Below are 22,267 nucleotides of genomic sequence, written 5' to 3' on the forward strand. Positions count from 1 at the left end.
CAAAGTGGCTCATAGATTTTGAATGAGAGACTTTGTTCGGGAGGGACATTCATTGAAGCCTCGTATCGCAGCAGTGATTACACCCTATATTCACTCGTCCATCCGCTGGCATAGCTTGCTCCAGTACGTTCGGAGCAAAGTCTCACGGCACCTGCACTTGTGGACCTTTCTCGCGGGTGTGACGGTTTGTGGCCTCGTCTTTGGTGCAATTGTGGCTGGGCAACTTGGGCAGACGGACAGGTTGGTACTCGGCAATGCGCTTTCGCACTTGTTTGTCGCCATCAAACAAAACCAACTTGCATCTGGAACCCAGTTGTTCACACAGCGACTGATTGCCGATAGTCAGTTACTAGCACTCATCTGGCTGTTTGGGGTGTCGGTGATTGGCATTCCATTTGTCATCGCGGCTATCTTTCTACGCGCGTTTACCGTTGGTTTTGCGATTGGTTACACGAGTTTGCAATTTGGCTGGAAAGGGTTTTTACTGTCTGGCACAGGTATATTTTTGCATCAACTGGTGATGTTTTTGACTTTGTTCGTGGCGGCCGTCACGGCGATTCGATTTTCGCAGCAAGTGCTGCTTCGGTCGCTACCAGTATCCAAACTTACGCTGCATTTGATGAAATACACGGGTACATTCGTGTTGTGTGGCGGGGGATTGATGCTTGGCGCTTTTATTCAAGCGTTTGTCGTGCCACACTTGTTGACGAGCATCCTCGTGTAAGGAGCATACCAAGGAGTATACCCATGAGACAATTTACGCATCGCAATGAATCGTTTACTTGTGCCAACTGCGGGTTTTCTGTGGAACCTAGTGAGCGTAGTTGCCGCAATCACTGCCCGCGCTGCCTCTATTCTGTGCATCTGGATATTCACCCAGGTGACAGAGCGGCGAATTGCAACGGGTTGATGAAACCCGTGCGGGTTGAATATCACAGTAAAAAAGGGTACCAATTGGTTCACCGTTGTCTGAAGTGTGGACACGTGTCGAAAAATATTGTCCAACAGGATGTACTTGTGCAACCGGACGACAGAGAGGCAATTCTTCGGCTGATGTCACATCCAGAGGACTAAAGTTGCGAGTTGAGGTGACGGGTATGGCAGGGTTTATATCGTTTCTTCGGACACTCGTGGTCAGCTTTGTGATTGCGGCCATCATGGTTTTACTCCTACGTGCGGAGACCTTTTTTCGATCCCGTCCGTTTACACAAGCCCCAACACCTCCTTACGTTTCAGTGTTGACGCAGATGCCCTCGCAATCGACCGCTCCGTGGCGGGTGTGGGTGGCTGATGTGCTGTCCGCTATCCGCCTTGGCGATGGGTGGGCGTAGAGGAACTTCATGGTGGCGTCGGATTTAGTCATTTCCTGTCGAAACGAGGGAAGGACTTTCGATGGCTTGCGTGGAATACACTACAAGACATTTCGGGAGTCGGATAGGCTAAAGGAGTTTCGCCATGGACGAATGGATACAACGCTTTGTAGAGTACTTGACGGTGGAGAGAGGACTATCCCCCAATACCCTCGAGTCGTACGAACGAGACCTACATACATTTCAGTCGTACCTGGCCAAGCGTGGGTCGTGTGTGATTCAAGAGATACAACAGCATCACATCGCTGCCTATTTAGGCTACTTGCATGAGGCAGGAAGGGCGAACGCCACCATCTCGCGGAACCTTGCGAGCATTCGCTCTTTTTTTCATTTTTTGGTGCGAGAGGATTTTATACTGCAGGATCCGACGATTCACGTGGATACGCCAAAGATAGAGAAGAAGCTACCCCGTGTGCTCACGCCGGAGGAAATTGAACGCTTGTTGCGTGCCCCAGATCAATCGACCCCCTCGGGGATGCGCGATTATGCGATGCTGGAATTGCTTTATGCTACGGGTATTCGGGTGAGTGAACTCGTCTCCTTGAAGGCGACAGACGTTCATTTGAGTAGTGGGTTTTTGCGATGTATGGGAAAGGGTGGAAAGGAAAGAATTATTCCTATTGGGGAATATGCGGTGCAGGCATTGGACAACTACCTGCAGCAAGCGCGTCCACACCTTGTTCGCAAGACGAAGGACGACGCGTTGTTCCTCAACCATCATGGTACACAGATGTCACGCCAGGGGTTTTGGAAAATCCTAAAGAAATATGCACAGGAAGCAGGAATTCTGAAAGACATAACGCCGCATACGCTGCGCCATTCGTTTGCGACCCATTTGCTGGAGCGGGGTGCCGATTTGCGCGCGGTACAAGAAATGCTGGGGCATGCGGATATTTCAACCACGCAGATTTACACACACGTCACGAAGGGGCGGCTCAAAGAAATCTACGCCGCTGCGCACCCGAGGTCTTAGTGGTGCAGATGGCCTGACGTGGTGAGTGATATGTTTTGGTCGATTGGGTTGATGAATCTGGTTTTTCGGAGTGAATGGAATGACAGACAAGCGACGTTTGATATGGATAGTGCTCGACAGTTGCGGTATTGGTGCGGCGAAAGATGCAGCGAAGTACGGAGAGCCAGATGCAGAAAGCAATACGTTTTTGCACGTGGCTGAGGCCGTGGGTGGGCTGCGTGCCCCGAATCTAGCCAAGTTGGGCTTGTCCCGAATAGTGAGTATCCCTGGTGTCGACTCGAGTCACGCGGTCGGTGCATATGGAAAAATGCAGGAACAGTCGCATGGTAAAGATACGACCAACGGTCATTGGGAATTTGTTGGCGTGATTTTGGACAAGCCAATGCCGACCTATCCGCATGGCTTTCCAAAGGAGATTATTGAGCCGTTCGAAAAGTATGTCGGCAAGCAGGTGCTCGCGAATAAACCTGCTTCTGGCACGGTCGTCATTGAAGAATATGGGGAAGAGCATCTCGCCACGGGACGCCCCATTGTTTATACCTCTGCGGACAGCGTGTTCCAGATTGCTGCTCACGAGGATGTTGTACCAGTGGATACGCTGTATGACTGGTGCAGCTATGCCCGTTCGATTTTGACGGGAGAACATGCGGTTGGTCGAGTCATCGCTCGTCCATTTCGCGGGAAACCCGGAAATTTTGAGCGGACGGACCGGCGTCGTGATTTTTCGCTGACGTTTGGCGACACCGTGTTGAATGCGCTGCAAGATGCCCAGATACCTGTTATCGGGATTGGGAAAATCGGGGATATTTACGGTGGCTCTGGCATTGATGAGGCGATTCACACACACGACAATACCAATGGCATGGAAGTTCTCATGAAATATATGGAAAACGTTCAGCGCGGGTTGCTTTACGCCAATTTGGTAGACTTTGATTCTAAGTACGGACATCGCAATGATCCAGAGGGGTTTGCGCGCGCCATTGAGGTGTTTGACGAACAGCTTGGCGCGTTGCTTCCGAAGCTTCGCCAAGACGATGTGCTCTGTATTACGGCAGATCACGGTTGTGACCCGACTGTGCCTGGCACGGATCACACGCGCGAATATGTACCACTACTATTTTTCCGGCCGGGTATGAACCGGGCTGTCGATTTGGGTGTGCGTGAGACGTTTGCTGATCTTGGTGCAACGGTAGCCGATTACTTTGGTGTTCAAAATCCACGTGCAGGAACGAGTTTTTGGTCGGCATTGGCTTCTGAGTAAGTTCGTCGACGTAACAGGAGAGTGCGTCTGATGTATTGCGAATTCGCGATACATCAGGCGTGCTTTTATATTTTGTCATGGCTGAGCGCACAATAACTTCGGATTATCCAACTGCGTAGATTCAATCCGAGGAGGGTTAGCCATGCATCACTGGAAACAAAGCGTTACCGCTGCGGCCGTGTGTGCCATTGTGCTAGGTGCAAGTATCGCCGAACAACCGGCCGCGTCGGCTGCCGTCAATCAACCGACGACGCCCGGCAGTTTGACAAGACTCGTTCCCATCAATAGTACCTCCCCTAGCAGTATGACAACGATTCCTGACCTTGCGAAACACGCCCGCTCTGCCGTCATCTTGGATGCCACAACTGGCAAAGTGCTGTACTCGAAAGATGCGCATGAAAAGCTTCCCATGGCTAGTATTACAAAAATTATGACGATGCTGCTGATTGTGGAAGCGATTGACTCTGGGCGGATTAAATGGACAGACCAGGTGAAGACCAGTGAATATGCGGCGAGTATGGGCGGATCGCAAATCTTCTTGGAACCTGGGGAAACCATGACCGTTCGAGACATGCTCAAGGGTATCGCAGTTGCGTCGGCAAATGACGCATGTGTCGCTATGGCGGAACACTTGGATGGCAGTGAGGAATCGTTTGTCGCCCGCATGAATCAGCGGGCAAAGCAATTGGGCATGGATGATACACACTTTGCGAATTGTAATGGCCTTCCGGCGGACAACCATTTTTCCAGTGCCCACGACATCGCCATCATGTCGCAAGCGCTATTACAACATCCGGAGATTACTAAATTCACATCCATTTACAGCGATTACTTGCGCAAGGGATCAGACCATCCATTGTGGCTGGTGAATACCAACAAATTGGTGCGGTTTTATGACGGCGTAGATGGTTTGAAGACCGGATTTACACAAGAGGCCAAATACTGTCTGTCTGCGACCGCAAAGAAGGAAGGCTTCCGTGTGATTGCCGTGGTGATGGGCGAGCCAAAACCTCAGGTACGCAACGCGGAAGTGACGGGCATGCTGAATTGGGCTTTTGCGAATTATACATCGAAAGTGTTGTACCCGGCAGGACAGGTCATTGGTCAAGCGAAGGTGGTCAAAGGCGTGAAGGACAAGGTGGACGCAGTGATAGCGACACCTGTTGGGCTTTTGACGAAGCGTGGTCAATCGGGCAAGTATCAAACCAACGTGGTCATGGACAAGGTCAAGGCACCGATTGCAAAAGGACAAAAGGTTGGAGAACTACAGGTCGTCTATCAAGGACGTACGGTTTCAACTGTACCGCTGTTGGCGAAGGATTCAGTCAAGCGAGCGAACTTTATTCAAGGATTTGGAAAAACAGTGAAAAAGATTGTGACCTTTGGCGCAGCGGACTAGCTTGCAATCCATTGTCTGACGACGGCCGCTCGACTCGAATCGACAGCGTGTCGAGCGGCGCAAGATGAGGTAGAAAAATCTCATTCACGCGGAAATATTTCGATTTTTGGGCGGTTTATCTTCGGAGATGACCTTTTCAGCTTCCGCGATGCATTCCGTTAGCACATCCTGTTCTCGGCCCGACAGCAACCAGCATTGTCGTCTTACGTCTTGAAATTCGTACCACAAAGATGATGGTTGCTGCGAGGGGACGAGGCGTCTACCGCGCTCGATTTCTCGTTGCGCAAACTCAATAGATCCGTTGTGTAAATAGACCTTCGCACGCAGCAAACGCAGTTGTGCTTCAATGTGTTGGTCGACGTGATTGCGGCGTAATGCCATGTCGGATGTGGTCAACAAGCTGTCGAAATCCTTGAGTTCCCAATAAATTAAAGTGAGCTCAGAAAGAATGGCGACCATCATCCAATCCTCTTTATCGGGCACGGTGTCACGAAGGGAAAGCATGTACGCGAGTGCCTCTTCATGGCGGCCAGCCACTCGAAGAATGATGCCCCGGTTGATGCGGCATCGCATTGCGCCTTTGCGATTGTCAGCTGTCCCGTTGATGGTAATGGCGCTGTCGTTGTAGGCGAGTGCTAAATCGAACTCCCCGACTTGCATGCAGGCACACGATAATCCTTGATAAATTTTCGCAGTGTCGAAATTTCCACCGAATCGATTTACGAACTGAAGGGTTTGTTCGTACGTTTGCCGCGCGCGTTGCCAATTTCCTTCGTCCAGGTAAATCCTCGCTAGATTGGCGTAGATTTTTACAGCCACAGGCATCTGGATGTCCGGGTTTTGCTCGAGCAATTCAGCCGCGCGCTGCCAGTACATCCGCGCCACTCTATCCCGCTTCAGTCGGCGCAGGACGGTGCCAATGTGATAGTAGCCATGCACAGTGATGGAAATGTCGTTCTTTTCGTAGCCAATTTGAATGACCGATTCGTACATGGCGCACGCCTCTTCAAGCTGTCCGAGATGAAGATAGCAGTTCGCCATCTCATTGTAGATAACTTCTGCCTTGAACTGGGGCGACAACGGCCAAGACAGCGTCTTCAGCAATTTGATGGCGTCTTCATAGAAGCCGCGCTCGATAAAACTTCGTGCTGCGCGATAGTTCTGCAATTCATCCGATTTATCCAATAAATCAGATTCAAAATAAGATAGGTCTACGTTCAATCGACCGGCAATGTGCTGTAGCAGCGCCGCGGAAGGAGTCGCTCTGTCTGATTCGATTTGACTAATCATGCTCGCCGTGACAATCCCATCCGCGAGGGCCTGTTGCGTTAACTTCTGTTTTCTGCGAAGAGTGCGAATCTTTTTTCCGAGCGTATCCATAAGAGCCCCCCAACAGACTTTTACGTTATTGTACTATAATCTGTAAACAAATTGAAACGGGTGATTTGTCGAATTTGGTAGAAACGGTTCTAGTTTTGTCAGGGTGCAGGAAATTTGTTGGTGAAACGCTAATTGTTTCAGCCAAGAGCCGTAAAGAGAAGGGAGATAACTACGGTGCCAGTCAATTCGCGATACGAAAATGGTGTACTTGTGATTCGCTTACAAGGAGAGCTTGATCATCATGCAGTGGAGAAGATAAGAGATGACATCGAGGCACAACTCGCAAAGACCGATTACCAGGGCTTAGTGATGTCGTTCCGCAATATTGAGTTTATGGACAGTTCCGGACTGGGGCTGATACTGGGGCGGTTTCGCAGCATCTCGCAACATGGTGGCCAGATGGCGCTGTGTGAAGTCGGTCCGTCGCTGAAAAAGTTGTTCGAGATGTCTGGATTGTTAAAAGTACTGCCATTATATGAAGCAGAAGATCTCGCTGTAAAGGCAGTCAAAGGAGCGTGAAGGATGTGGAGCGCATCGCGAGCCAAGTGCAAGTGAACAATTACTTGCGGCTGCAGTTCCCTAGCCGTTCGGAAAATGAATCCCTCGCCCGCGTGGCTGTGGCATCATTTGTCGCGCAACTCGATCCGACGATGGAAGAGTTGACGGAACTGAAGACCGCCGTCTCTGAGGCAGTCACCAATGCCATTATTCACGGATATGAAGACCGTGATGGGGAAGTGCGAATTGAGTGTGCGTTGACGGACAACACGGTGACCATCGTGATTGAGGATGAGGGTGTCGGTATTCCAGATGTGGAAGAGGCACGCCAACCGATGTACACGTCTCGCCCAGAACTAGAGCGCTCTGGGATGGGTATGACGATTATGGAGAGCTTTGTCGATTCCTTGGAAGTTGAGTCAATGATTGGACGCGGTACACGCGTTACGATGATAAAGACGTTTGGTGCAGACCGCGTCCAAATGTAGTGGGGGGTCTCGTCGAATGGATCACGCAAAAGAGACTTCCGCGAAAAATAAAAAGTTGACCGATGACGAGGTGCGTTCGCTGATTGAGGCCAGTCACGCGGGTGATCAGGGCGCCCGTGACAAGTTGGTCATACATAACCAGCGGTTGGTTTGGGCTGTCGTGCAGCGGTTTCTTGGACGAGGCTACGATGCGGATGACTTGTTTCAGATTGGCTGTATTGGTCTCATGAAAGCTGTCGATAAGTTCGATTTGTCTTATGATGTCAAGTTCTCGACATATGCGGTGCCGATGATCATCGGTGAAATTCAACGGTTTTTGCGCGACGACAGCACTGTAAAAGTGAGTCGGAGTCTGAAGGAGACGGCCAAACAAATCCGGCACGTGCGCGATAATCTCGCAAAGGAACTCGGGCGACAACCCCACATTACCGAAGTGGCTGAGGCAATGGGCATGGAACCTTCCGAAATCGTGTTCGCGCAAGAAGCATTGCGTGCCCCTACGTCTATCCACGAGACCGTGTATGAAAATGATGGAGATCCTATTTATTTGATGGATCAAATCGCCGATGAAGAAACGCAGGGGCGTTTTGACAAGATTGAACTTCACGAAATTATCGGGCGCCTACCTGAGCGTGAGCGGTACATTGTTTATATGCGGTTTTTTAAAGATAAGACGCAGAGCGACGTAGCCCGTGTATTGGGCATTTCGCAAGTCCAAGTCTCACGGCTTGAAAAGAAAATTTTACAACAAATCAAGGAGCAACTCGAGTGATGTTCGCCTGACATACGTGAGAACTCCCTACACCAGTTTCGGGGCCTGCTTGAATGGCGTCACATTTTTGTGCGCCAATCGGGCAGGCTTTTTGTCGTCTTGTAGGTGGTGTCGGCGTAGTCGCGGCCGATTTGGGCACAATACCGCAGAGAAGTTTCGATTACGCAGGGGGGCATAGTTGATGAGTGTAACCAAGGCTCAACGAGACAACTATCAACAGTTGGTCAAAAAACACCGTCCTGCCCGAACGATTGTCAAGAACACCATTCGTGCATTTATCGTCGGCGGATTGATCTGTGAGATTGGACAAGTCATCCAAACCTTGTTTATCCGCTATGGACATTTCAAGCCGACGGAGGCAGGGAATCCCACTGTGGCGGTACTGATCTTTTTGTCAGCCGTGTTGACCGCCTGTGGGGTATACGACCGGTTTGCACAGTGGGCGGGTGCTGGGTCCGCTGTTCCGGTGACGGGATTTGCCAACACCATCACGTCCGCTGCGATGGAGCATCGCAGTGAGGGATGGATTGCTGGCGTCGGTGGAAACATGTTTAAAATCGCTGGACCAGTCATTGTGTTTGGCGTGGTGAGCGCGTTTTTCGTGGCACTCATCCGCTATATTGTCACACATTTGTAAGCAGGGGGGCCTCGAATGACGAGAATTGGTCGACAAACTTGGGATTTCAGCCGTGGAACAGGCGTCTATGTTGGAGGCGTCGGAACCGTTGCAGGGCAGCTCGAGAGTGCGGGGCCGTTAGGCACAAATTTTGATTTTCACTTGGAAAATGACCGTGTGGACGGTGACACATGGGAGCATTCGGAACAGTCGATGTTTGGGAAAGCGGCCCAAATTGCCCTTGAAAATGCGCGAGTTGCTTCGGAGGAATTGGACGTGCTTGTGGGCGCAGATCTGAATGCGCAGTTGACGGGTTTTTATTTGGGTTTGCGCGCGCATCCTGTGCCAGCGCTTGGCGTCTACAGCGCATGTGCGTCCATTTGTGAGGGATTGGCCATTGCTAGCTTGATTATCCATTCGCAGCATGGGGAACGAGCGATGGTCGGAACATCGAGTCATACGAGTACCGCTGAACGTCAATTTCGTTACCCGACAGAATATGGCGCCCAGAAGCCGCCAACGGCACAGAGAACCGTCACTGGTTCAGGCGTCGCTGTGTTGACGAACCAACCAAGTGCAATCCAGATTACTCACGCGACGATTGGCAAAGTGTTAGATTACGGTATCAAAAGCCCGTGGGAGATGGGCGCCGCGATGGCACCCGCGGCCGCAGACACCATCGCGGCGCATCTGGCAGATACCGGGCGCAAGTTGACGGACTACGATTGCGTTGCAACGGGTGATTTAGGGCATATTGGGCACAAATTGGTCAAGGAATTGTTACACGAAAAAGGCTTAACGGACACCGGGCACCTTACGGACTGTGGGATGCTCATTTATGATTCATCGCAACCTGAAGTGTTCTCTGGGGGTAGTGGAGGTGCGTGTTGCTCGCTGGTCACCTTTGGCCACCTGTTAAAGGAGATGTTGGCGGGCCGTTATCAGCGCATTCTCGTCAGTGCTACAGGCGCCTTGCTTTCTACCGTGAGTACACAGCAAAAAGATTCGATTCCTGGCGTTTCGCACGCGATTGTCTTTGAACGAAAGGACGGAATGTAAAATGCCAACATGGAGTACATTCGTTTGGGCCTTTCTCGTCGGCGGAGGAATCTGCGCAATTGGCCAATTGCTGCTCGATTTCTCCAAACTTACGCCAGGCCATGTCATGGCGATGTTGGTGGTCGCGGGTGCCATTCTCGATGGCATTGGCGTTTATGATCCACTGGTGAAGCTGGCGGGTGCTGGAGCCAGCGTGCCAATCACCAGTTTTGGGAATGCTTTGGTACACGGCGCGCTACAGGAGGCACATCTGCATGGGCTGGTGGGTATTATCACGGGTATATTTGAAGTGACGAGCGCCGGGATTTCGGCGGCCATCGTATTTGGCTTCCTGGCGGCTGCGGTTGCCAAACCAAAAGGATGATGAATGTGCGGATGCACAGGCGCAGGCTGCTGCCAGAAGCGACTCGGCGCGTCATTGTGGTCACTGACGGTGACCACATGGCGTTTCGTGCGCTGCGTGTCGCCGCACGCCGCACGGGCTGCCGATTAATTTCGAGAAGCGCGGGAAATCCAACGCCCTTGTCCGCGATTGAATTGGTGCAATTGATTCGCAAAACGCCTTATGACCCGGTCGTTGTCATGCTCGATGACAACGGAGATGGCAATGAGGCCGGAGGAGAACAGGCGTTGAGTGTACTGCTAAACCATCCAGACATCCGAGTGATAGCGACGCTTGCGGTCGCCTCAAATACCAATCGGGTACAAGGCGTAGCGATTGATTTTAGCATTGATGCCAGTGGGAACCGGGTTGAGACGGCAGTGGATAAAGACGGGGTACCCTGTCCCAGTTATCTGATTCACGGCGACACAGTCGATATTTTGCGCCGTGTTGACGCACCCCTTGTCATCGGCATTGGCGATATTGGGAAAATGAATGGGAAGGACGCACCAGAGCGAGGCGCGCCCGTGACGACCGCCGCACTGGAATGGATTCTCCTGAGCTCAAAATCGTCCACGGCGGGTGCCCACAACGTGACATCCGCGGTAGCATATCGTGAAGGGAGAAACAAGCGGAGGTGATTACGTGCGTTTCCTGTTATTTTTACCACAACTGTTCCGCTTTTTCGGGATGTTTCAGACGTTTATTGGTGTCGTGCGACCAGCCTGGCCGTTTTTATCCCGCTTTTGGCAGCGGACACCGGCATTATCGGTTGGCTAATGGGACAGTTCATTTCGCCTCAGTTGTCGCGCTTTTGTATCCGTCCTGGGTCACCTGTATTGTATACTAGGGACAAATCACACCGAGACGGGAATGAGCCACTATTTCTATCATCTACTCAGAGCCGGGGACGGTACATGCCCGGATTGATGTTGTACAAAAAAACCAACTTCGCATGATGCGGTTTGGCGGGCGAGGCGGCTGGCAAGGTGCAGTCGACGAAGCTCGGCCAGACCGACCGGTTTTTCCGTACCAACGCGCATTTTCTAGTTTAGTCTGGACGTTGCCAATGGTTCAGTCTTTCTTGTCTATTGGCGTTGGCACCGGGACGGCGTTAAACTCCGTTCGCCGGCACCACGAAACTGCAGAGCTATATGGCGTTGAGATTGACGAGGCAGTTCTCAACGTCGCGATTCACTATTTTCATGCCCCGAATCACCGCGAGGCAACCTACTATGTGGGAGATGGATTTGCGTACATTCGAGCAGAGCTCCCGTTTTTGTATGATCTCATCTTTGTCGACGCCTACATGCGAAACGCCATTTATCAGCCCGCGCTTGACCCAAACTCGCTAGCGCCACTAAAGGCGAAACTGATGCCTGGCGGGGTTATTGCGTACAACCTGATAACATCAAATTTGCAATCCGGCGCGATAGGTGCGTTTATTCAAGCTGCGAAGTCCCAGTTTACCTTTGTGCTAGACCTGCCTGTCGGTATCCCGTTTAGTGATCAAAACCGTTTCGTAGTATTCACGGATGACGCACAAGTGGTCAAACAGTGGCGTAGCCAATTGGGACGAGCCCCCATGCTATTGTGGTACGAACGGTTCACGTGGCCATCGCGCTTGCGGCGAATCTAAGGGCGCTTATGTTATAATGAGCCCTAACGCATTGCGAGTGTTGAGGAGGCACGGGTTTTGATTTTTTCCAATTTGTCATCACCGTTTTACATCCTTACAATATTTATTGTGTTATTTAGCCTCGTCATTCACGAATTTGCACACGCGCTAGTCGCAGACTGGCTGGGAGATAAAACGCCGCGCAGGAATGGTCGATTGACCCTCAATCCCCTAGCGCACCTCGAACTGTTAGGCATTATCATGATATTGTTCGCACCTGTTGGCTGGGCGCGTCCCGTACCGATTAACATGAGCAATTTTAAGCGGCCGCGCTTGTCGATGATTTTAGCGGTCGCTGCCGGGCCTGTAGCCAATCTCATATTGGCGATGCTCGCTTACATCGTGATAGCTGTAGGGAACCTCAGCGTCACCGATTGGCTGACGTCCATTCTGTACCGGATTGCGGAAGTCAATGTGGCGTTATTCGCGTTTAATATCATTCCGCTGCCGCCACTCGATGGTTCGCAAATCCTGCGCAATTTATTGCCTTTAAAGCAAGCTATTACATATAGTCGACTCGATGTCTACGGACCATTTATCATCCTATTTTTGTTTATCATTCCGTACTTCAATACATGGGTGTTTTCTCCGTTCGTCTATTGGCTCAATGGGCTGATTGGCTCCTTGTTTGTCTAATGTACATCGCGTCGAATTCGTGATGAAGATTTTCCGGAGAGGCGTGCGACAGACATGTCATACGAGGTAAAACTCGCTTTATTCGAGGGACCGCTGGATTTGCTAATGCACCTTATCCGCAAAAATGAAGTCGATATCTACGACATTCCAATTGCGGATATTACAGATCAGTACTTAGGCTATTTGCGGGCGATGGAGGAGTGGTCCCTCGAAATCGCCAGTGAGTTTGTAGTGATGGCTGCGACACTGTTGGCGATTAAGTCGAGAATGCTTCTGCCTCGGACGCGTTTTGCTGGCTCCGAGGAGGACGAGGAAGACCCCCGGGCACCTTTGGTCGAACAATTAATTGAATATCAGCGCTGTAAGTGGGCCGCGCTTCAGTTATCTGACATGGCGACCGCACAAGCACAGGTGTATTCTCGTTTGCCTATGGACCTTTCCGCGTACAAGAGCAAGGATGCGCCAGAGTTGACAGGGGTCACGTTGTGGGACTTAGTGGACGCATTTCGCAAGTTGTATATGAGGATGCCGAAGGCGGAACGCGTAGCGGAAATTCGCGGACACGTCGAACGCGTAGAGGATCTCATGGGGCATATCGTCGAGCGCTTACAGCGTTATCAGCGCATCGAATTTTCGCAGCTCATGGATTTTGTCCACAATCGACACACGTTGGTCACGGCGTTTCTTGCGATTTTAGAGCTCATTAAGGACGGCGCGCTCCGCTATCTGCAGGAAGAAGCGTTTGGTCCACTTGAACTGATTTGGATAGGAGAGACGAATCCCGATGCAACGGTTGTCAGCGGTTGAGGCGATTTTGTTTGCCTCTGGAAGTGATGGTTTAGAGACCGGTGATATCGCGCATATTCTCGAGTGCTCTAAGGAAGAGGCGCGTTTGTTGTGCGAGCAGTTGCGCAGTGCCTTGGAAGAAAGAGGCGCCGGTATTATGCTTCAGGAGGTTGCTGACACGTGGCAGCTTACAACCAGACCGGAATATGCGCCCTATCTGAAACGTATGGCGCAGGCGCCGATGCAGTCGAGTTTATCTGCTGCGGCACTTGAGGTCCTTGCCATTGTGTCGTATAAACAACCGATTACCCGAGCCGAGATTGACGAGATTCGCGGCGTTCAATCTGAACGGGCGCTCGCCACGCTCGTCCATCGTCAGTTGATTCGGGAAGTCGGTCGTCAGGATGCACCAGGCAGACCGATTTTATTTGGCACCACAGATCAATTTTTGCGCCACTTTGGACTAAAGTCCCTAGCGGAATTGCCTCCGTTGCCACCCCCGCCGACAGAACAAGATATCTCTTTGTTCGCGTTGCCTTCGGAAATCGCGCGAGACTGAAGCTGTGTGCATAGGAGACCGCCAGATCACACATAATGTCATCGACGTGAAAAGGTGGCATCGAGATGATTTGGCTTTGTATAGTCTTGGCAGTTCTCATATGCCTCGCCATGTTGTTGCTACTTCCCGTGGAGATTCGCATTCATTATGAACACTTACAGGAGGATGACCGGGGGACTCTGGAAATCCGTTATCTGTTTGGGTTGGTGCACTTAAAGCGAGAATTGACGAAGATGAAGGTGGGAATCACCGACGAAGGGCCTACAGTAGGTGCAAATACGGAATCGGACAAGCACGCGTCGAAACGCATGCTTTCCGCAGCAGAACTACCCGACGTTTTCCGGGACCTTCGTTCGATTTGGAATTTCCGGCGCACCGCCGGGCGCATTCTCGGCCGTTTTGGGCGCCATCTGCACGTACAAGTCATCACACTTGAGGCCAACGTCGGATTCACAGACGCCGTGCTGACGGGAACTTCAATTGGCTTTTTGTACATGGTTGTTGAAATGGTATTTGGCTGCGTATCGCAGTATTGTAGACTTCATCAAGTCCCAACGGTTGCCATTCATCCGGTGTTTAATCAGTCCGTCTTGCAGGTGCGAACACAAAGCATAATGAAGGTGCGCTTGGGTTACGCTATCAGCGCAGGCATCAGGCTTCTCGTAGCCTGGAAAAGGAGGACGTAACGTTGGATCATCCAATTCAAGGCCTTATGCAAACCGCGATGTCGAACATACGTGAAATGGTTGATGTGAATACCATTATTGGCGATCCCGTCGAGACCCCGGATGGAACCGTCATCCTCCCAGTTTCCAAAGTGGGATTTGGCTTTGCCGCTGGCGGTAGTGAGTTTAGTCCTGGACCATCGCAGGGAAGTGGTGGCGCGGACGGTGAACATCCGTTCGGCGGCGGATCCGGCGGCGGCGTCTCCATCACGCCAATTGGCTTTCTCATCGTTCACGGGAATAACGTCCGGCTGTTGTCCACGGACAATCAAAATCAATTGTACGATAGGCTCATCGATATGGCGCCATCGGTGATGGAGCGCATTCAATCGTTTATGCAGCCCAAAGGTAAAATGGGCGGGCAACAGATGGGTCAAACGCCACCGGTGGTGTAAGGCGTCTTCGGAAAAAAGAACAGGTTTTAGAACGCGCACGGCTGGCATACCCATGGACAAGGAAGGTTTGTCCGTTTGGGGGTGTGACCAGCCGTGATAGATTTTATCTGGCTTGTATTGTTTTTGGCAGGGATTGTAACGGCCATGTTCACCGGGAACATGAGCAAGGTCGCCGACGCCATCATCCATGGGTCCGAACGCGGTGTAACGCTGTCGATTGGCTTGATTAGCGTCATTGCGTTGTGGTTAGGGTTGATGAACATCGCCGAAAAGGCAGGTGCCATCGCATGGCTATCGAGGCTTTTACGTCCGATTGCGCGGCGGTTGTTTCCGTCTGTTCCAATCGAGCACCCTGCAATGGGTGCCATCCTCGCAAATATGAGCGCCAATCTACTGGGGATTGGCAATGCCGCAACGCCACTCGGTCTGAAAGCGATGCATGAACTTCAAACCTTAAATGAAGACAAAGAGACGGCCAGTGATGCGATGTGCACGCTTTTAGCCATCAATACGGCAAGTATTACGCTCATTCCTACAACTGTGATTGCGATTCGCATGCAGTATCATTCCCATGAACCGACGGCTGTTGTCGGAACGACACTCCTTGCGTCAGCCATTGGCACCGCTTTTGCCATTGTCCTTGATAGGGTCTTTCGCAAGTTGAGTCGCCGGCGGAGGGCTGCCTAATGCAGACCATGATGAGCGCAGTTAGCGAATGGCTGTTGCCGTTGATTGTCGGCTCTATCCTCCTGTTTGGATTTATCAAACGGGTACCGATTTATAACACATTTGTCGATGGCGCGAAAGGTGGATTTGCAACTTCCATTAAACTGATTCCACATCTCATTGCAATGGTTGTGGCTGTGGCGGTATTTGACGCATCGGGCGCTATGAACATTCTCGTCAAGTGGCTTGAGCCGTGCTTAACGTGGTTGCATATTCCGCCGGAGGTCGCTCCGATGGCACTTTTGCGGCCCATCAGCGGACAAGGGTCGCTGGCATTTATGATTAATATCTTTGAGCAACCAGACAAGGGGCCCGATTCGTGGTTGGGTATGCTGGCGTCGACCATGCAAGCATCCTCAGATACGACACTGTATATCCTCACTGTGTATTTTGGCAGTGTCGGCATCCGTAGATTCCGGTATGCGATGGGCGTCGGTTTGTTAAGTGATTTTGTCAGCGTCCTGGCATCAGTCTTCGCTGTGTCCTTGTTGTCTGGTATGATACACTTCTAGGACTGTATTGTACCTGAGCAGGAGATGAAGCATGGAACGTTTACAAAAAGTATTGGCGCACGCAGGGGTGGCTTCACGACGAAAGTGTGAACAGCTGATTGCTGAGGGGCGCGTGACCGTGGATGGGCAGACGATTACCGAAATGGGCTATCTGGTCGATGCAGAGAAACAGACCATCGCGGTTGACGGCAAGCCGGTCGCGGCAGAACGAAAAGTCATCCTTTTGTTGAATAAACCGACTGCTTATATGACAACTGTGTCCGACCCAGAGGGAAGAAGAACGGTGATGAGCCTTCTTCCACAAGTCGCTGAGCGGCTATATCCTGTCGGCCGCTTAGATTACGACACGAGTGGTTTATTGCTATTCACGAACGATGGGGCATTGACAGAACGCCTGTTGCATCCGTCACGCGATATCGAGAAGGTCTACCGCGTGACGGTCGAGGGGAAAGTCGACAAAGAAGCTCGGCAGCGCTTGGCTGAAGGGATTGAATTGGAAGATGGACTCACGGCGCCCGCACAAGTCGAAATGCTGCGGCAGGGTGACGAGTCAGTTGTGCAAATCGCGATTCATGAGGGTCGCAATCGGCAGGTGCGACGCATGTTTGAAGCGCTTGGCTTGCCCGTGAAACGACTCAAGCGCATCGCTTTTGGGCCGATTGCGCTTGGTCATTTGAAAACCGGCCAGTGGCGTTTACTGGAGCCAGCCGAGTGGAAGGCGTTGTACCGCAGTGTTGAACTGACGCCACCTCCATATGCACGTCCGACATTCCCGAAAGTTGAGCGCAAGGAGCGTCCTGCCCGGCGCGGGAAAAGACCATCGCGACACGGGACGAGGAACCGTAAAAAATCTTGAATTGAATGTTTCAGTTCATTGCATGCTAAACCCGAAGGGGTGAGCTGCATGAAAATCAGAATGGCATTCGCAGGGGCCGCACTCACAGCCGTACTTTTAAGTGGTTGCGGTGCAAACGTCAACAATGGCTCGCAACCTGCGGCAGATGTGATGAATGCGACACAGCATGTCACGAAACAGGCTCCAACTGGCGCGCTGGGCGATAAACAACATGTGCAAATTGCCCGAACCATCGCCGATGGGTTGGTTAAGCGAGGCTATGCAAAACAAGCGTTTGCGTTTGTCGTCGGGAATACCGCGTACGTCGCTATCAATCAAAAGCATCCAACCAAGACAAATTTGGGGATGCGACAAAAGAACGCCATTGTCAAAGCGGTAAAGCAAATAGACCATCGCGTCAAGACAGTGTACGTCAGCGCCAGCCCGGATGCATTTCACCGGTTTCAGAGTTTCGCAGGGGATATGAAAGCTGGGAAACCGGTTAGCGCCGTGTGGGACAACTTTCGTACGATGGTCAGTCTCGTGTTTCCGACCGGGCATTGACCGTAGAGTGTCGAGCGGCAAGTCTTAGGGCTTGCCGTTTCTTTAGTTGTTGCGGGTGTGTCGACCACTTATAATGGACATAACTTGAGTAACGGGGGGTTTGGCATGCCGCAGCCACGTATTTTAGTTGTTGACGATGAAGAGCGAATCCGTAGGTTGGTTCGCATGTACCTTGAACGAAGCGGATTTGAGGTCGTTGAGGCGGAAGACGGTGCAAAAGCTGTAGAGGTGGCGCTGGAACAACCATTCTCGTTAATCATTCTCGATTTGATGTTACCCGGCATGGATGGTCGTGACGTGTGTAGCCAAATTCGTCAACACAGTGATGTTCCGATTGTCATGTTGACTGCGGCTGGTGACGAGATGAACCGCATTCACGGTTTTGAGCTAGGTGCGGACGACTATGTCGTCAAACCATTTAGTCCACGAGAATTGATTATGCGCGTGAAGGCGTTATTGAAGCGCACAGGTGAAAGTGAATACGCGAAGGCAGAAATGCATCAGGCGCTAACCTTCCCGGGGCTCGTCATTCATATTGACGCGCGACGCGTTGAAGTAGACGGTAGCGAAATTAGTTTGACGCCTAAAGAATTCGACTTGCTGGTGTACATGGCACAACGCCCAGACAAGGTGTTCAGCCGTGAAGAATTGTTGCGCGACGTTTGGAATTATCAATTTTATGGAGATCAACGCACCGTGGATACTCACATTAAACGGCTTCGCGAGAAACTTGGGCAGGCTTCGGAACCGGTGAGCCAATATATTGTCACAGTTTGGGGCGTCGGCTATAAGTTCGAGGTTGCCTTGTGATTCGCAACAGCGTCGCGTCTAAATTGTGGTTGACCATCGTCGCGATGGTCTTTTTAGTCTTGGCACTATTAGCCGTGCTTCTGCAACAATTTTTTGTGAAGTACGTCGTGCAGCGGGAGACTGGGCAGCTCACCAATCTTGCGACTTCGATTCACCAAATATTGCCGACGGAAGATCCAAAGACAGCGTTGAGCGTACTGACCCAAGTATCTAAGAATGTGATGCAGGCGGATGTCGTCGCAGCAGTTCCCATGACGAAGCAGCCGCAATTGGTGTCAGCTTATGCCCACTTTACAGCGGCACAGCGGAAGAATTTTGATGCAGGACAACCTGTCGTCGTTCGGTCTGATGCCGGAGGTAAGAGCGAGCTGTCGGTATATGAAAAATTGCCGAGTTCAACGCAGACACCTGGTATGGTCGCTGTGTCACAAGAGATGAGCGTGCTCGAACAACCGGTTCACCGCATGCAGAACTTAATTATCTTTGATACGTTGCTGGCTATCGTTCTTTCGACAGGCCTGGCATTTGTCGTGTCCAAGAACTTGTCGAGACCGCTCGTGGAAATGAATAAAGCTGCGGAAGAAATGGCCAGAGGCCACTTTTCGCAGCGCGTTGCGGTCGTGACGCACGACGAGGTTGGCCGTTTAGGAAATACATTTAACGCGTTGGCCAGTGAACTGGCGAAGACGATTGAACAGTTGTCTATTGAGCGAGATCAGTTAAGTAGTATTCTGACGTCTCTCGAGGATGGCGTGGTGGCGACGGATCGAGAAGGTCGTGTCACGTTGGCAAACCCGCCAGCTTTGCGTCGTCTGCGTTCGATGTCCGTCGCTGAACAAGGTATCGCGGTGATGGAAAAACTTCCAGATAGGCTCATGATGTTGTTTTCGCATGTTACGGATTTTGAAGAGCCGGTCGTTCAGGAAGCTACGTGGGAGGGTCGTTCACTGTCCATCACGATGCTGCCGTTATACGGTGTAGATGGGACGCAAATGCGTGGGACGTTGGCCGTGATTCGCGATGTGACAGAGGAACGCCGCTTAGACCGACTGCGGAAAGATTTCATCGCGAATGTTTCTCATGAGTTGCGCACACCTCTGAGTATGATGCAAGGGTATGCTGAAGCGTTGCTCGACGATATCTCCGACGACCCAGAGATGCGACGTGAACTGACTGAAATTATTCACGACGAAACGCTCCGCATGAAGCGGCTGGTCAACGATTTGTTAGACTTGGCGCAGCTAGAAAGCGGACAATTTCAGATGAATATGGATACGGTGGACTTCTCGCAGGTCATGCGCCGCGTGGCCCGCAAGTTTCAGGCTTTGGCGCAGGACTTTGGTGTGGATTTCGAACTTCGCATCGCAGATGCGGCGATGCTGATGCACGCCGACGTGGACAGAATGGAACAGGTCTTTACCAATCTGCTCGACAATGCATTTCGGCATACGTCCGAAGGAAAAATCGTGTTTTCTGCCGATATCAGTGGGCGTCACGTCTATGTGCGCGTCAGTGACACGGGTGCAGGGATACCAGAAGAGGATGTCCCTTATATCTTTGAACGGTTTTATAAGGCGGATAAGGCCCGTACGAGATCTCGGTCGGGAACTGGATTAGGTCTGGCCATCGCACGGCACATTGTCACCGAACACGGTGGCGATATTTTAGTAGAGAGCACAATAGGTGTCGGAACGACATTTACTGTGATCTTACCGATTTTACAAGCAGACAGCGCAGAGGAAGCACAGCAGGCAAACGACGAAGCGCTAGACAAGGAGTGAGGACGACGTGGCTTGGGTATACTACCTTCGTTTGGTTTCTACCAAGTTTGAGGCCACTTGTCTCGCGGCACGAGTGGAGGAGGGGACGTTATGGGCAACCAAACGTCTCCCCCGCTACGTCGGCGTGTTTCAAACGAACAAGGGGCGATTTGGCGTCAAGGCGTTTTGGGACTGACGGGCATTGTGTATGGCTCGCGCCACAGCTACAACCTCACATGTGGTGTAAGGATTTTGAATGGGTGCCGCGCGACATCACAATGCGCTGGTCTCTGATTGATACGTATCAGTAAGGCGCTTTCTTTGTGTCAGAAGTTCAATCAGTTTCGCCAGAAAATGGGCATCTTCTTCAGGTAGGGTACTCATCCGTTGCGCTGCTTCCAAGTAGGGGAGCGCGGATTCATTCAGGATGAAATTTTGTAACGGCAGTGGCAATTCATCAGCAGAATTGCGCATTTTTGGTATGACGAATGTCGTTTCGTCGTCACAGAGCGCACTGAGCGGTACCCCCAGTGCGCTCGCAATTCGTTGTGCGTATTCGAGCGACGGATGCCGTTTGTCCCGCTCAATGGAAGAAATATGGGGTGTGGAGATGCCGCAACGCAGGGATAACTCCTGTTGGGACCAGTGACGGGACAGACGAATGCTTCTCATTCGCTTACCAAAGTTTTCGTTCATGTTTTTTCCTCCTTAAATAGCAATTTACGGCGGTTAATGCAAATATATATAGGCTGTTGTTGGATGTAAATAGAATATTTGAAATATAACTTACTATTTTGAATAGGTGTTAGCCATTGTGATGTATGAATTAGGTACTGCAAACACGAATGAACTGGATATTCAAGGTATGACCAATCGTTTGAATCACAGAAATACCGTTGCGTTGACCGGTGCAGGCATCAGTGTCGCAAGTGGCCTTCCACTTGGGAATGAAGCGGTGAACGGGATACCGCTGAATGCGTTGTTTTTACTGGATACCTGGCTACAGCGGCCAAGCCACGCGTATGATGCCTACCGCAGCATATTATCCCGTTGGCGTCAGGCTTCTCCAAACGCTGCGCATCGGGTGCTAGCTGCTCATCAGATTCGCATCATTACGCAGAATATCGACGGATTACACCGAGATGCAGGAAGCCGCGACGTTATTGAATTGCATGGGAATCTTCGGGAACTGGTCTGTTTGACGTGTGAAAGCGTGTTTTCGAGTGATTTGGCGCTGCAGCAAAGAATCCCGTCGTGTCCGACCTGCGGCAAACAATTGTTTCCAGGGTTTATTATGGAGGGATATCCGGTTCGACATATCGCGCGCGCGGTCGAATGGGTTGCTGCGGCGGAATATTTACTCGTCATTGGGACGCAGTTGGCGATGGATCCGGTTCGCCGCCTGCGCGAAATCGCACGGGAACGCGGTGCGGACGTGTTTTGGGTCAGTGAGAAGGCAGAGTACTGGCTGCCCGCCTTGTTCGGAGAAGGGATCCAATCTTGAACTGAAATCGACAATTTACTCGAATTTTGTTGGGAAATAGGGAGAATCCTATTTCCTTCTGTTGCTTGCTTCGTTATAATGGGGACAGACTTTCCCATATCCTCTTGCAAAAACGCCCCCTAATCTGGTTGGTTCACCACAGGGGGCGTTTTGCATGTAGGATGATGTGTGTGGGGATACGCGCCCGGGAGTGATACATTTGTCGCATTATGCGCTGGTGCTGGAACAAAGTCGCAAGGCGAAGGCTGCGCGAAATGTCTATGATCATCTGCGTGCAAAAATAAAGGACCCAAAGCGTATCATCGCAGAGCTTCAGTTGGAAAACGCGTTGGGCGTCGAGGGCGTGCGCGTCGAGCCAGCTGATAAATACCGCGTTTTGAATGTGCGCCTGCATGATGAACACTTGAGTCCATTTTTTCGAACGAATATGAATCTATTCCAACTGTTGATGATTGACGAACATACCGAAATGGCCGTCTATAGAGCGGAAAAAGGCTGGTTATTCGTATTCGAGGGCCTCGCACCTGGCCCGTCGCCGTTCGGGCAAAACGGGTTCGATATGCGCTGAGTGCAGGCCAA

Annotated in this window: 31 protein-coding genes; 29 read left to right on the forward strand and 2 right to left on the reverse strand. The window is 51.4% G+C overall.

Annotated elements, in window-relative coordinates:
- Window positions 1-52 precede the first annotated feature (52 nt).
- From spoIIM to J3482_RS02245, 6 genes are all read left to right on the forward strand, one after another.
- A complete protein-coding gene (gene spoIIM / locus J3482_RS02220) occupies window positions 53-724 on the forward strand; it encodes a stage II sporulation protein M (RefSeq protein WP_223204104.1) in 672 nt (223 codons plus the stop codon).
- 23 nt (window positions 725-747) lie between these two features.
- Window positions 748-1,074: an RNHCP domain-containing protein gene (locus tag J3482_RS02225; RefSeq protein ID WP_146822565.1), complete on the forward strand. Its 327-nt coding sequence runs from the start codon at window positions 748-750 to the stop codon at window positions 1,072-1,074.
- A gap of 23 nt (window positions 1,075-1,097) precedes the next feature.
- On the forward strand, window positions 1,098-1,331 hold the full coding sequence (locus J3482_RS02230) for a hypothetical protein (protein ID WP_146822564.1): 234 nt from the start codon (window positions 1,098-1,100) through the stop codon (window positions 1,329-1,331).
- 124 nt (window positions 1,332-1,455) lie between these two features.
- Window positions 1,456-2,343 (forward strand): site-specific tyrosine recombinase XerD, encoded by an 888-nt coding sequence (xerD, locus tag J3482_RS02235; RefSeq protein ID WP_146822563.1) that lies wholly within the window; start codon window positions 1,456-1,458, stop codon window positions 2,341-2,343.
- 79 nt (window positions 2,344-2,422) lie between these two features.
- Window positions 2,423-3,604, forward strand: a complete 1,182-nt coding sequence (locus tag J3482_RS02240) for a phosphopentomutase (RefSeq protein ID WP_146822562.1) — start codon at window positions 2,423-2,425, stop codon at window positions 3,602-3,604.
- Window positions 3,605-3,746: 142 nt separating this feature from the next.
- Window positions 3,747-5,003 carry a D-alanyl-D-alanine carboxypeptidase family protein gene (locus J3482_RS02245; RefSeq protein ID WP_206915384.1) on the forward strand — a complete coding sequence of 419 codons (1,257 nt, stop codon included), beginning with the start codon at window positions 3,747-3,749 and terminating at the stop codon, window positions 5,001-5,003.
- A gap of 84 nt (window positions 5,004-5,087) precedes the next feature.
- Here J3482_RS02245 and J3482_RS02250 read toward each other — a convergent pair whose 3' ends face one another.
- A complete protein-coding gene (locus J3482_RS02250; RefSeq protein WP_146822560.1) occupies window positions 5,088-6,383 on the reverse strand; it encodes a helix-turn-helix domain-containing protein in 1,296 nt (431 codons plus the stop codon).
- Between the two features lie 174 nt (window positions 6,384-6,557).
- Between J3482_RS02250 and spoIIAA the strand changes: the two genes are divergently transcribed.
- The 21 genes from spoIIAA (at window position 6,558) to J3482_RS02350 (ending at window position 20,380) form a co-directional block, all read left to right on the forward strand.
- Window positions 6,558-6,902: an anti-sigma F factor antagonist gene (gene spoIIAA, locus J3482_RS02255; protein WP_146822559.1), complete on the forward strand. Its 345-nt coding sequence runs from the start codon at window positions 6,558-6,560 to the stop codon at window positions 6,900-6,902.
- A gap of 32 nt (window positions 6,903-6,934) precedes the next feature.
- Window positions 6,935-7,369, forward strand: a complete 435-nt coding sequence (spoIIAB, locus tag J3482_RS02260) for an anti-sigma F factor (protein ID WP_206921997.1) — start codon at window positions 6,935-6,937, stop codon at window positions 7,367-7,369.
- A gap of 16 nt (window positions 7,370-7,385) precedes the next feature.
- A complete protein-coding gene (gene sigF / locus J3482_RS02265) occupies window positions 7,386-8,141 on the forward strand; it encodes an RNA polymerase sporulation sigma factor SigF (RefSeq protein WP_146822557.1) in 756 nt (251 codons plus the stop codon).
- 181 nt (window positions 8,142-8,322) lie between these two features.
- Window positions 8,323-8,778, forward strand: coding sequence for a stage V sporulation protein AC (gene spoVAC, locus J3482_RS02270; RefSeq protein ID WP_146822556.1), 456 nt, complete (start codon window positions 8,323-8,325; stop codon window positions 8,776-8,778).
- Window positions 8,779-8,793: 15 nt separating this feature from the next.
- Window positions 8,794-9,816 carry a stage V sporulation protein AD gene (locus J3482_RS02275; RefSeq protein ID WP_146822555.1) on the forward strand — a complete coding sequence of 341 codons (1,023 nt, stop codon included), beginning with the start codon at window positions 8,794-8,796 and terminating at the stop codon, window positions 9,814-9,816.
- 1 nt (window position 9,817) lies between these two features.
- Window positions 9,818-10,180, forward strand: a complete 363-nt coding sequence (gene spoVAE, locus J3482_RS02280; RefSeq protein WP_146822554.1) for a stage V sporulation protein AE — start codon at window positions 9,818-9,820, stop codon at window positions 10,178-10,180.
- Between the two features lie 11 nt (window positions 10,181-10,191).
- Entirely contained in the window at window positions 10,192-10,839 is a 648-nt protein-coding gene (locus tag J3482_RS02285) for a stage V sporulation protein AE (protein WP_146822778.1), read from the forward strand.
- Between the two features lie 4 nt (window positions 10,840-10,843).
- Complete coding sequence (locus J3482_RS21215) at window positions 10,844-10,978, forward strand: hypothetical protein (protein ID WP_262927005.1); 135 nt, start codon at window positions 10,844-10,846, stop codon at window positions 10,976-10,978.
- Window positions 10,979-11,153: 175 nt separating this feature from the next.
- Window positions 11,154-11,837 carry a spermidine synthase gene (locus J3482_RS02290; protein ID WP_146822553.1) on the forward strand — a complete coding sequence of 228 codons (684 nt, stop codon included), beginning with the start codon at window positions 11,154-11,156 and terminating at the stop codon, window positions 11,835-11,837.
- A gap of 57 nt (window positions 11,838-11,894) precedes the next feature.
- The gene (locus tag J3482_RS02295) at window positions 11,895-12,512 is read left to right on the forward strand and encodes a site-2 protease family protein (RefSeq protein ID WP_146822552.1); all 618 of its coding nucleotides are present in this window, start codon (window positions 11,895-11,897) and stop codon (window positions 12,510-12,512) included.
- Window positions 12,513-12,566: 54 nt separating this feature from the next.
- On the forward strand, window positions 12,567-13,319 hold the full coding sequence (locus J3482_RS02300) for a segregation and condensation protein A (protein WP_146822551.1): 753 nt from the start codon (window positions 12,567-12,569) through the stop codon (window positions 13,317-13,319).
- Complete coding sequence (gene scpB / locus J3482_RS02305; protein WP_146822550.1) at window positions 13,297-13,857, forward strand: SMC-Scp complex subunit ScpB; 561 nt, start codon at window positions 13,297-13,299, stop codon at window positions 13,855-13,857. Before J3482_RS02300 ends, scpB begins: the two co-directional genes overlap by 23 nt.
- 65 nt (window positions 13,858-13,922) lie before the next feature.
- Complete coding sequence (locus J3482_RS02310; protein ID WP_146822549.1) at window positions 13,923-14,543, forward strand: DUF2953 domain-containing protein; 621 nt, start codon at window positions 13,923-13,925, stop codon at window positions 14,541-14,543.
- Between the two features lie 2 nt (window positions 14,544-14,545).
- Window positions 14,546-14,977: a GerW family sporulation protein gene (gene ytfJ, locus J3482_RS02315; protein WP_146822548.1), complete on the forward strand. Its 432-nt coding sequence runs from the start codon at window positions 14,546-14,548 to the stop codon at window positions 14,975-14,977.
- Window positions 14,978-15,070: 93 nt separating this feature from the next.
- Window positions 15,071-15,664, forward strand: coding sequence for a nucleoside recognition domain-containing protein (locus J3482_RS02320; RefSeq protein WP_146822547.1), 594 nt, complete (start codon window positions 15,071-15,073; stop codon window positions 15,662-15,664).
- Window positions 15,664-16,215 carry a spore maturation protein gene (locus J3482_RS02325; protein WP_146822546.1) on the forward strand — a complete coding sequence of 184 codons (552 nt, stop codon included), beginning with the start codon at window positions 15,664-15,666 and terminating at the stop codon, window positions 16,213-16,215. The genes J3482_RS02320 and J3482_RS02325 overlap by 1 nt, the downstream gene beginning before the upstream one ends.
- A 31-nt stretch (window positions 16,216-16,246) precedes the next feature.
- The gene (locus J3482_RS02330) at window positions 16,247-17,071 is read left to right on the forward strand and encodes a pseudouridine synthase (protein WP_146822545.1); all 825 of its coding nucleotides are present in this window, start codon (window positions 16,247-16,249) and stop codon (window positions 17,069-17,071) included.
- 48 nt (window positions 17,072-17,119) lie between these two features.
- Complete coding sequence (locus J3482_RS02335; protein ID WP_021295609.1) at window positions 17,120-17,614, forward strand: YhcN/YlaJ family sporulation lipoprotein; 495 nt, start codon at window positions 17,120-17,122, stop codon at window positions 17,612-17,614.
- A 105-nt stretch (window positions 17,615-17,719) separates the two neighbouring features.
- On the forward strand, window positions 17,720-18,424 hold the full coding sequence (locus J3482_RS02340; RefSeq protein WP_146822544.1) for a response regulator transcription factor: 705 nt from the start codon (window positions 17,720-17,722) through the stop codon (window positions 18,422-18,424).
- Complete coding sequence (locus J3482_RS02345) at window positions 18,421-20,205, forward strand: ATP-binding protein (RefSeq protein ID WP_146822543.1); 1,785 nt, start codon at window positions 18,421-18,423, stop codon at window positions 20,203-20,205. Before J3482_RS02340 ends, J3482_RS02345 begins: the two co-directional genes overlap by 4 nt.
- A 7-nt stretch (window positions 20,206-20,212) precedes the next feature.
- Complete coding sequence (locus J3482_RS02350; protein WP_188332214.1) at window positions 20,213-20,380, forward strand: hypothetical protein; 168 nt, start codon at window positions 20,213-20,215, stop codon at window positions 20,378-20,380.
- Window positions 20,381-20,457: 77 nt separating this feature from the next.
- Here J3482_RS02350 and J3482_RS02355 read toward each other — a convergent pair whose 3' ends face one another.
- Window positions 20,458-20,880: a helix-turn-helix domain-containing protein gene (locus J3482_RS02355; protein ID WP_146822542.1), complete on the reverse strand. Its 423-nt coding sequence runs from the start codon at window positions 20,878-20,880 to the stop codon at window positions 20,458-20,460.
- Between the two features lie 121 nt (window positions 20,881-21,001).
- Between J3482_RS02355 and J3482_RS02360 the strand changes: the two genes are divergently transcribed.
- Together J3482_RS02360 and J3482_RS02365 are read left to right on the forward strand one after the other, a co-directional pair.
- Window positions 21,002-21,688: an SIR2 family NAD-dependent protein deacylase gene (locus tag J3482_RS02360; protein WP_236017815.1), complete on the forward strand. Its 687-nt coding sequence runs from the start codon at window positions 21,002-21,004 to the stop codon at window positions 21,686-21,688.
- Between the two features lie 199 nt (window positions 21,689-21,887).
- On the forward strand, window positions 21,888-22,256 hold the full coding sequence (locus J3482_RS02365; RefSeq protein ID WP_021295603.1) for a hypothetical protein: 369 nt from the start codon (window positions 21,888-21,890) through the stop codon (window positions 22,254-22,256).
- Window positions 22,257-22,267 lie beyond the last annotated feature (11 nt).

Origin of the sequence: Alicyclobacillus suci (genome assembly GCF_017329615.1) — a bacterium.
Taxonomy (GTDB): Bacteria; Bacillota; Bacilli; order Alicyclobacillales; family Alicyclobacillaceae; genus Alicyclobacillus; species Alicyclobacillus suci.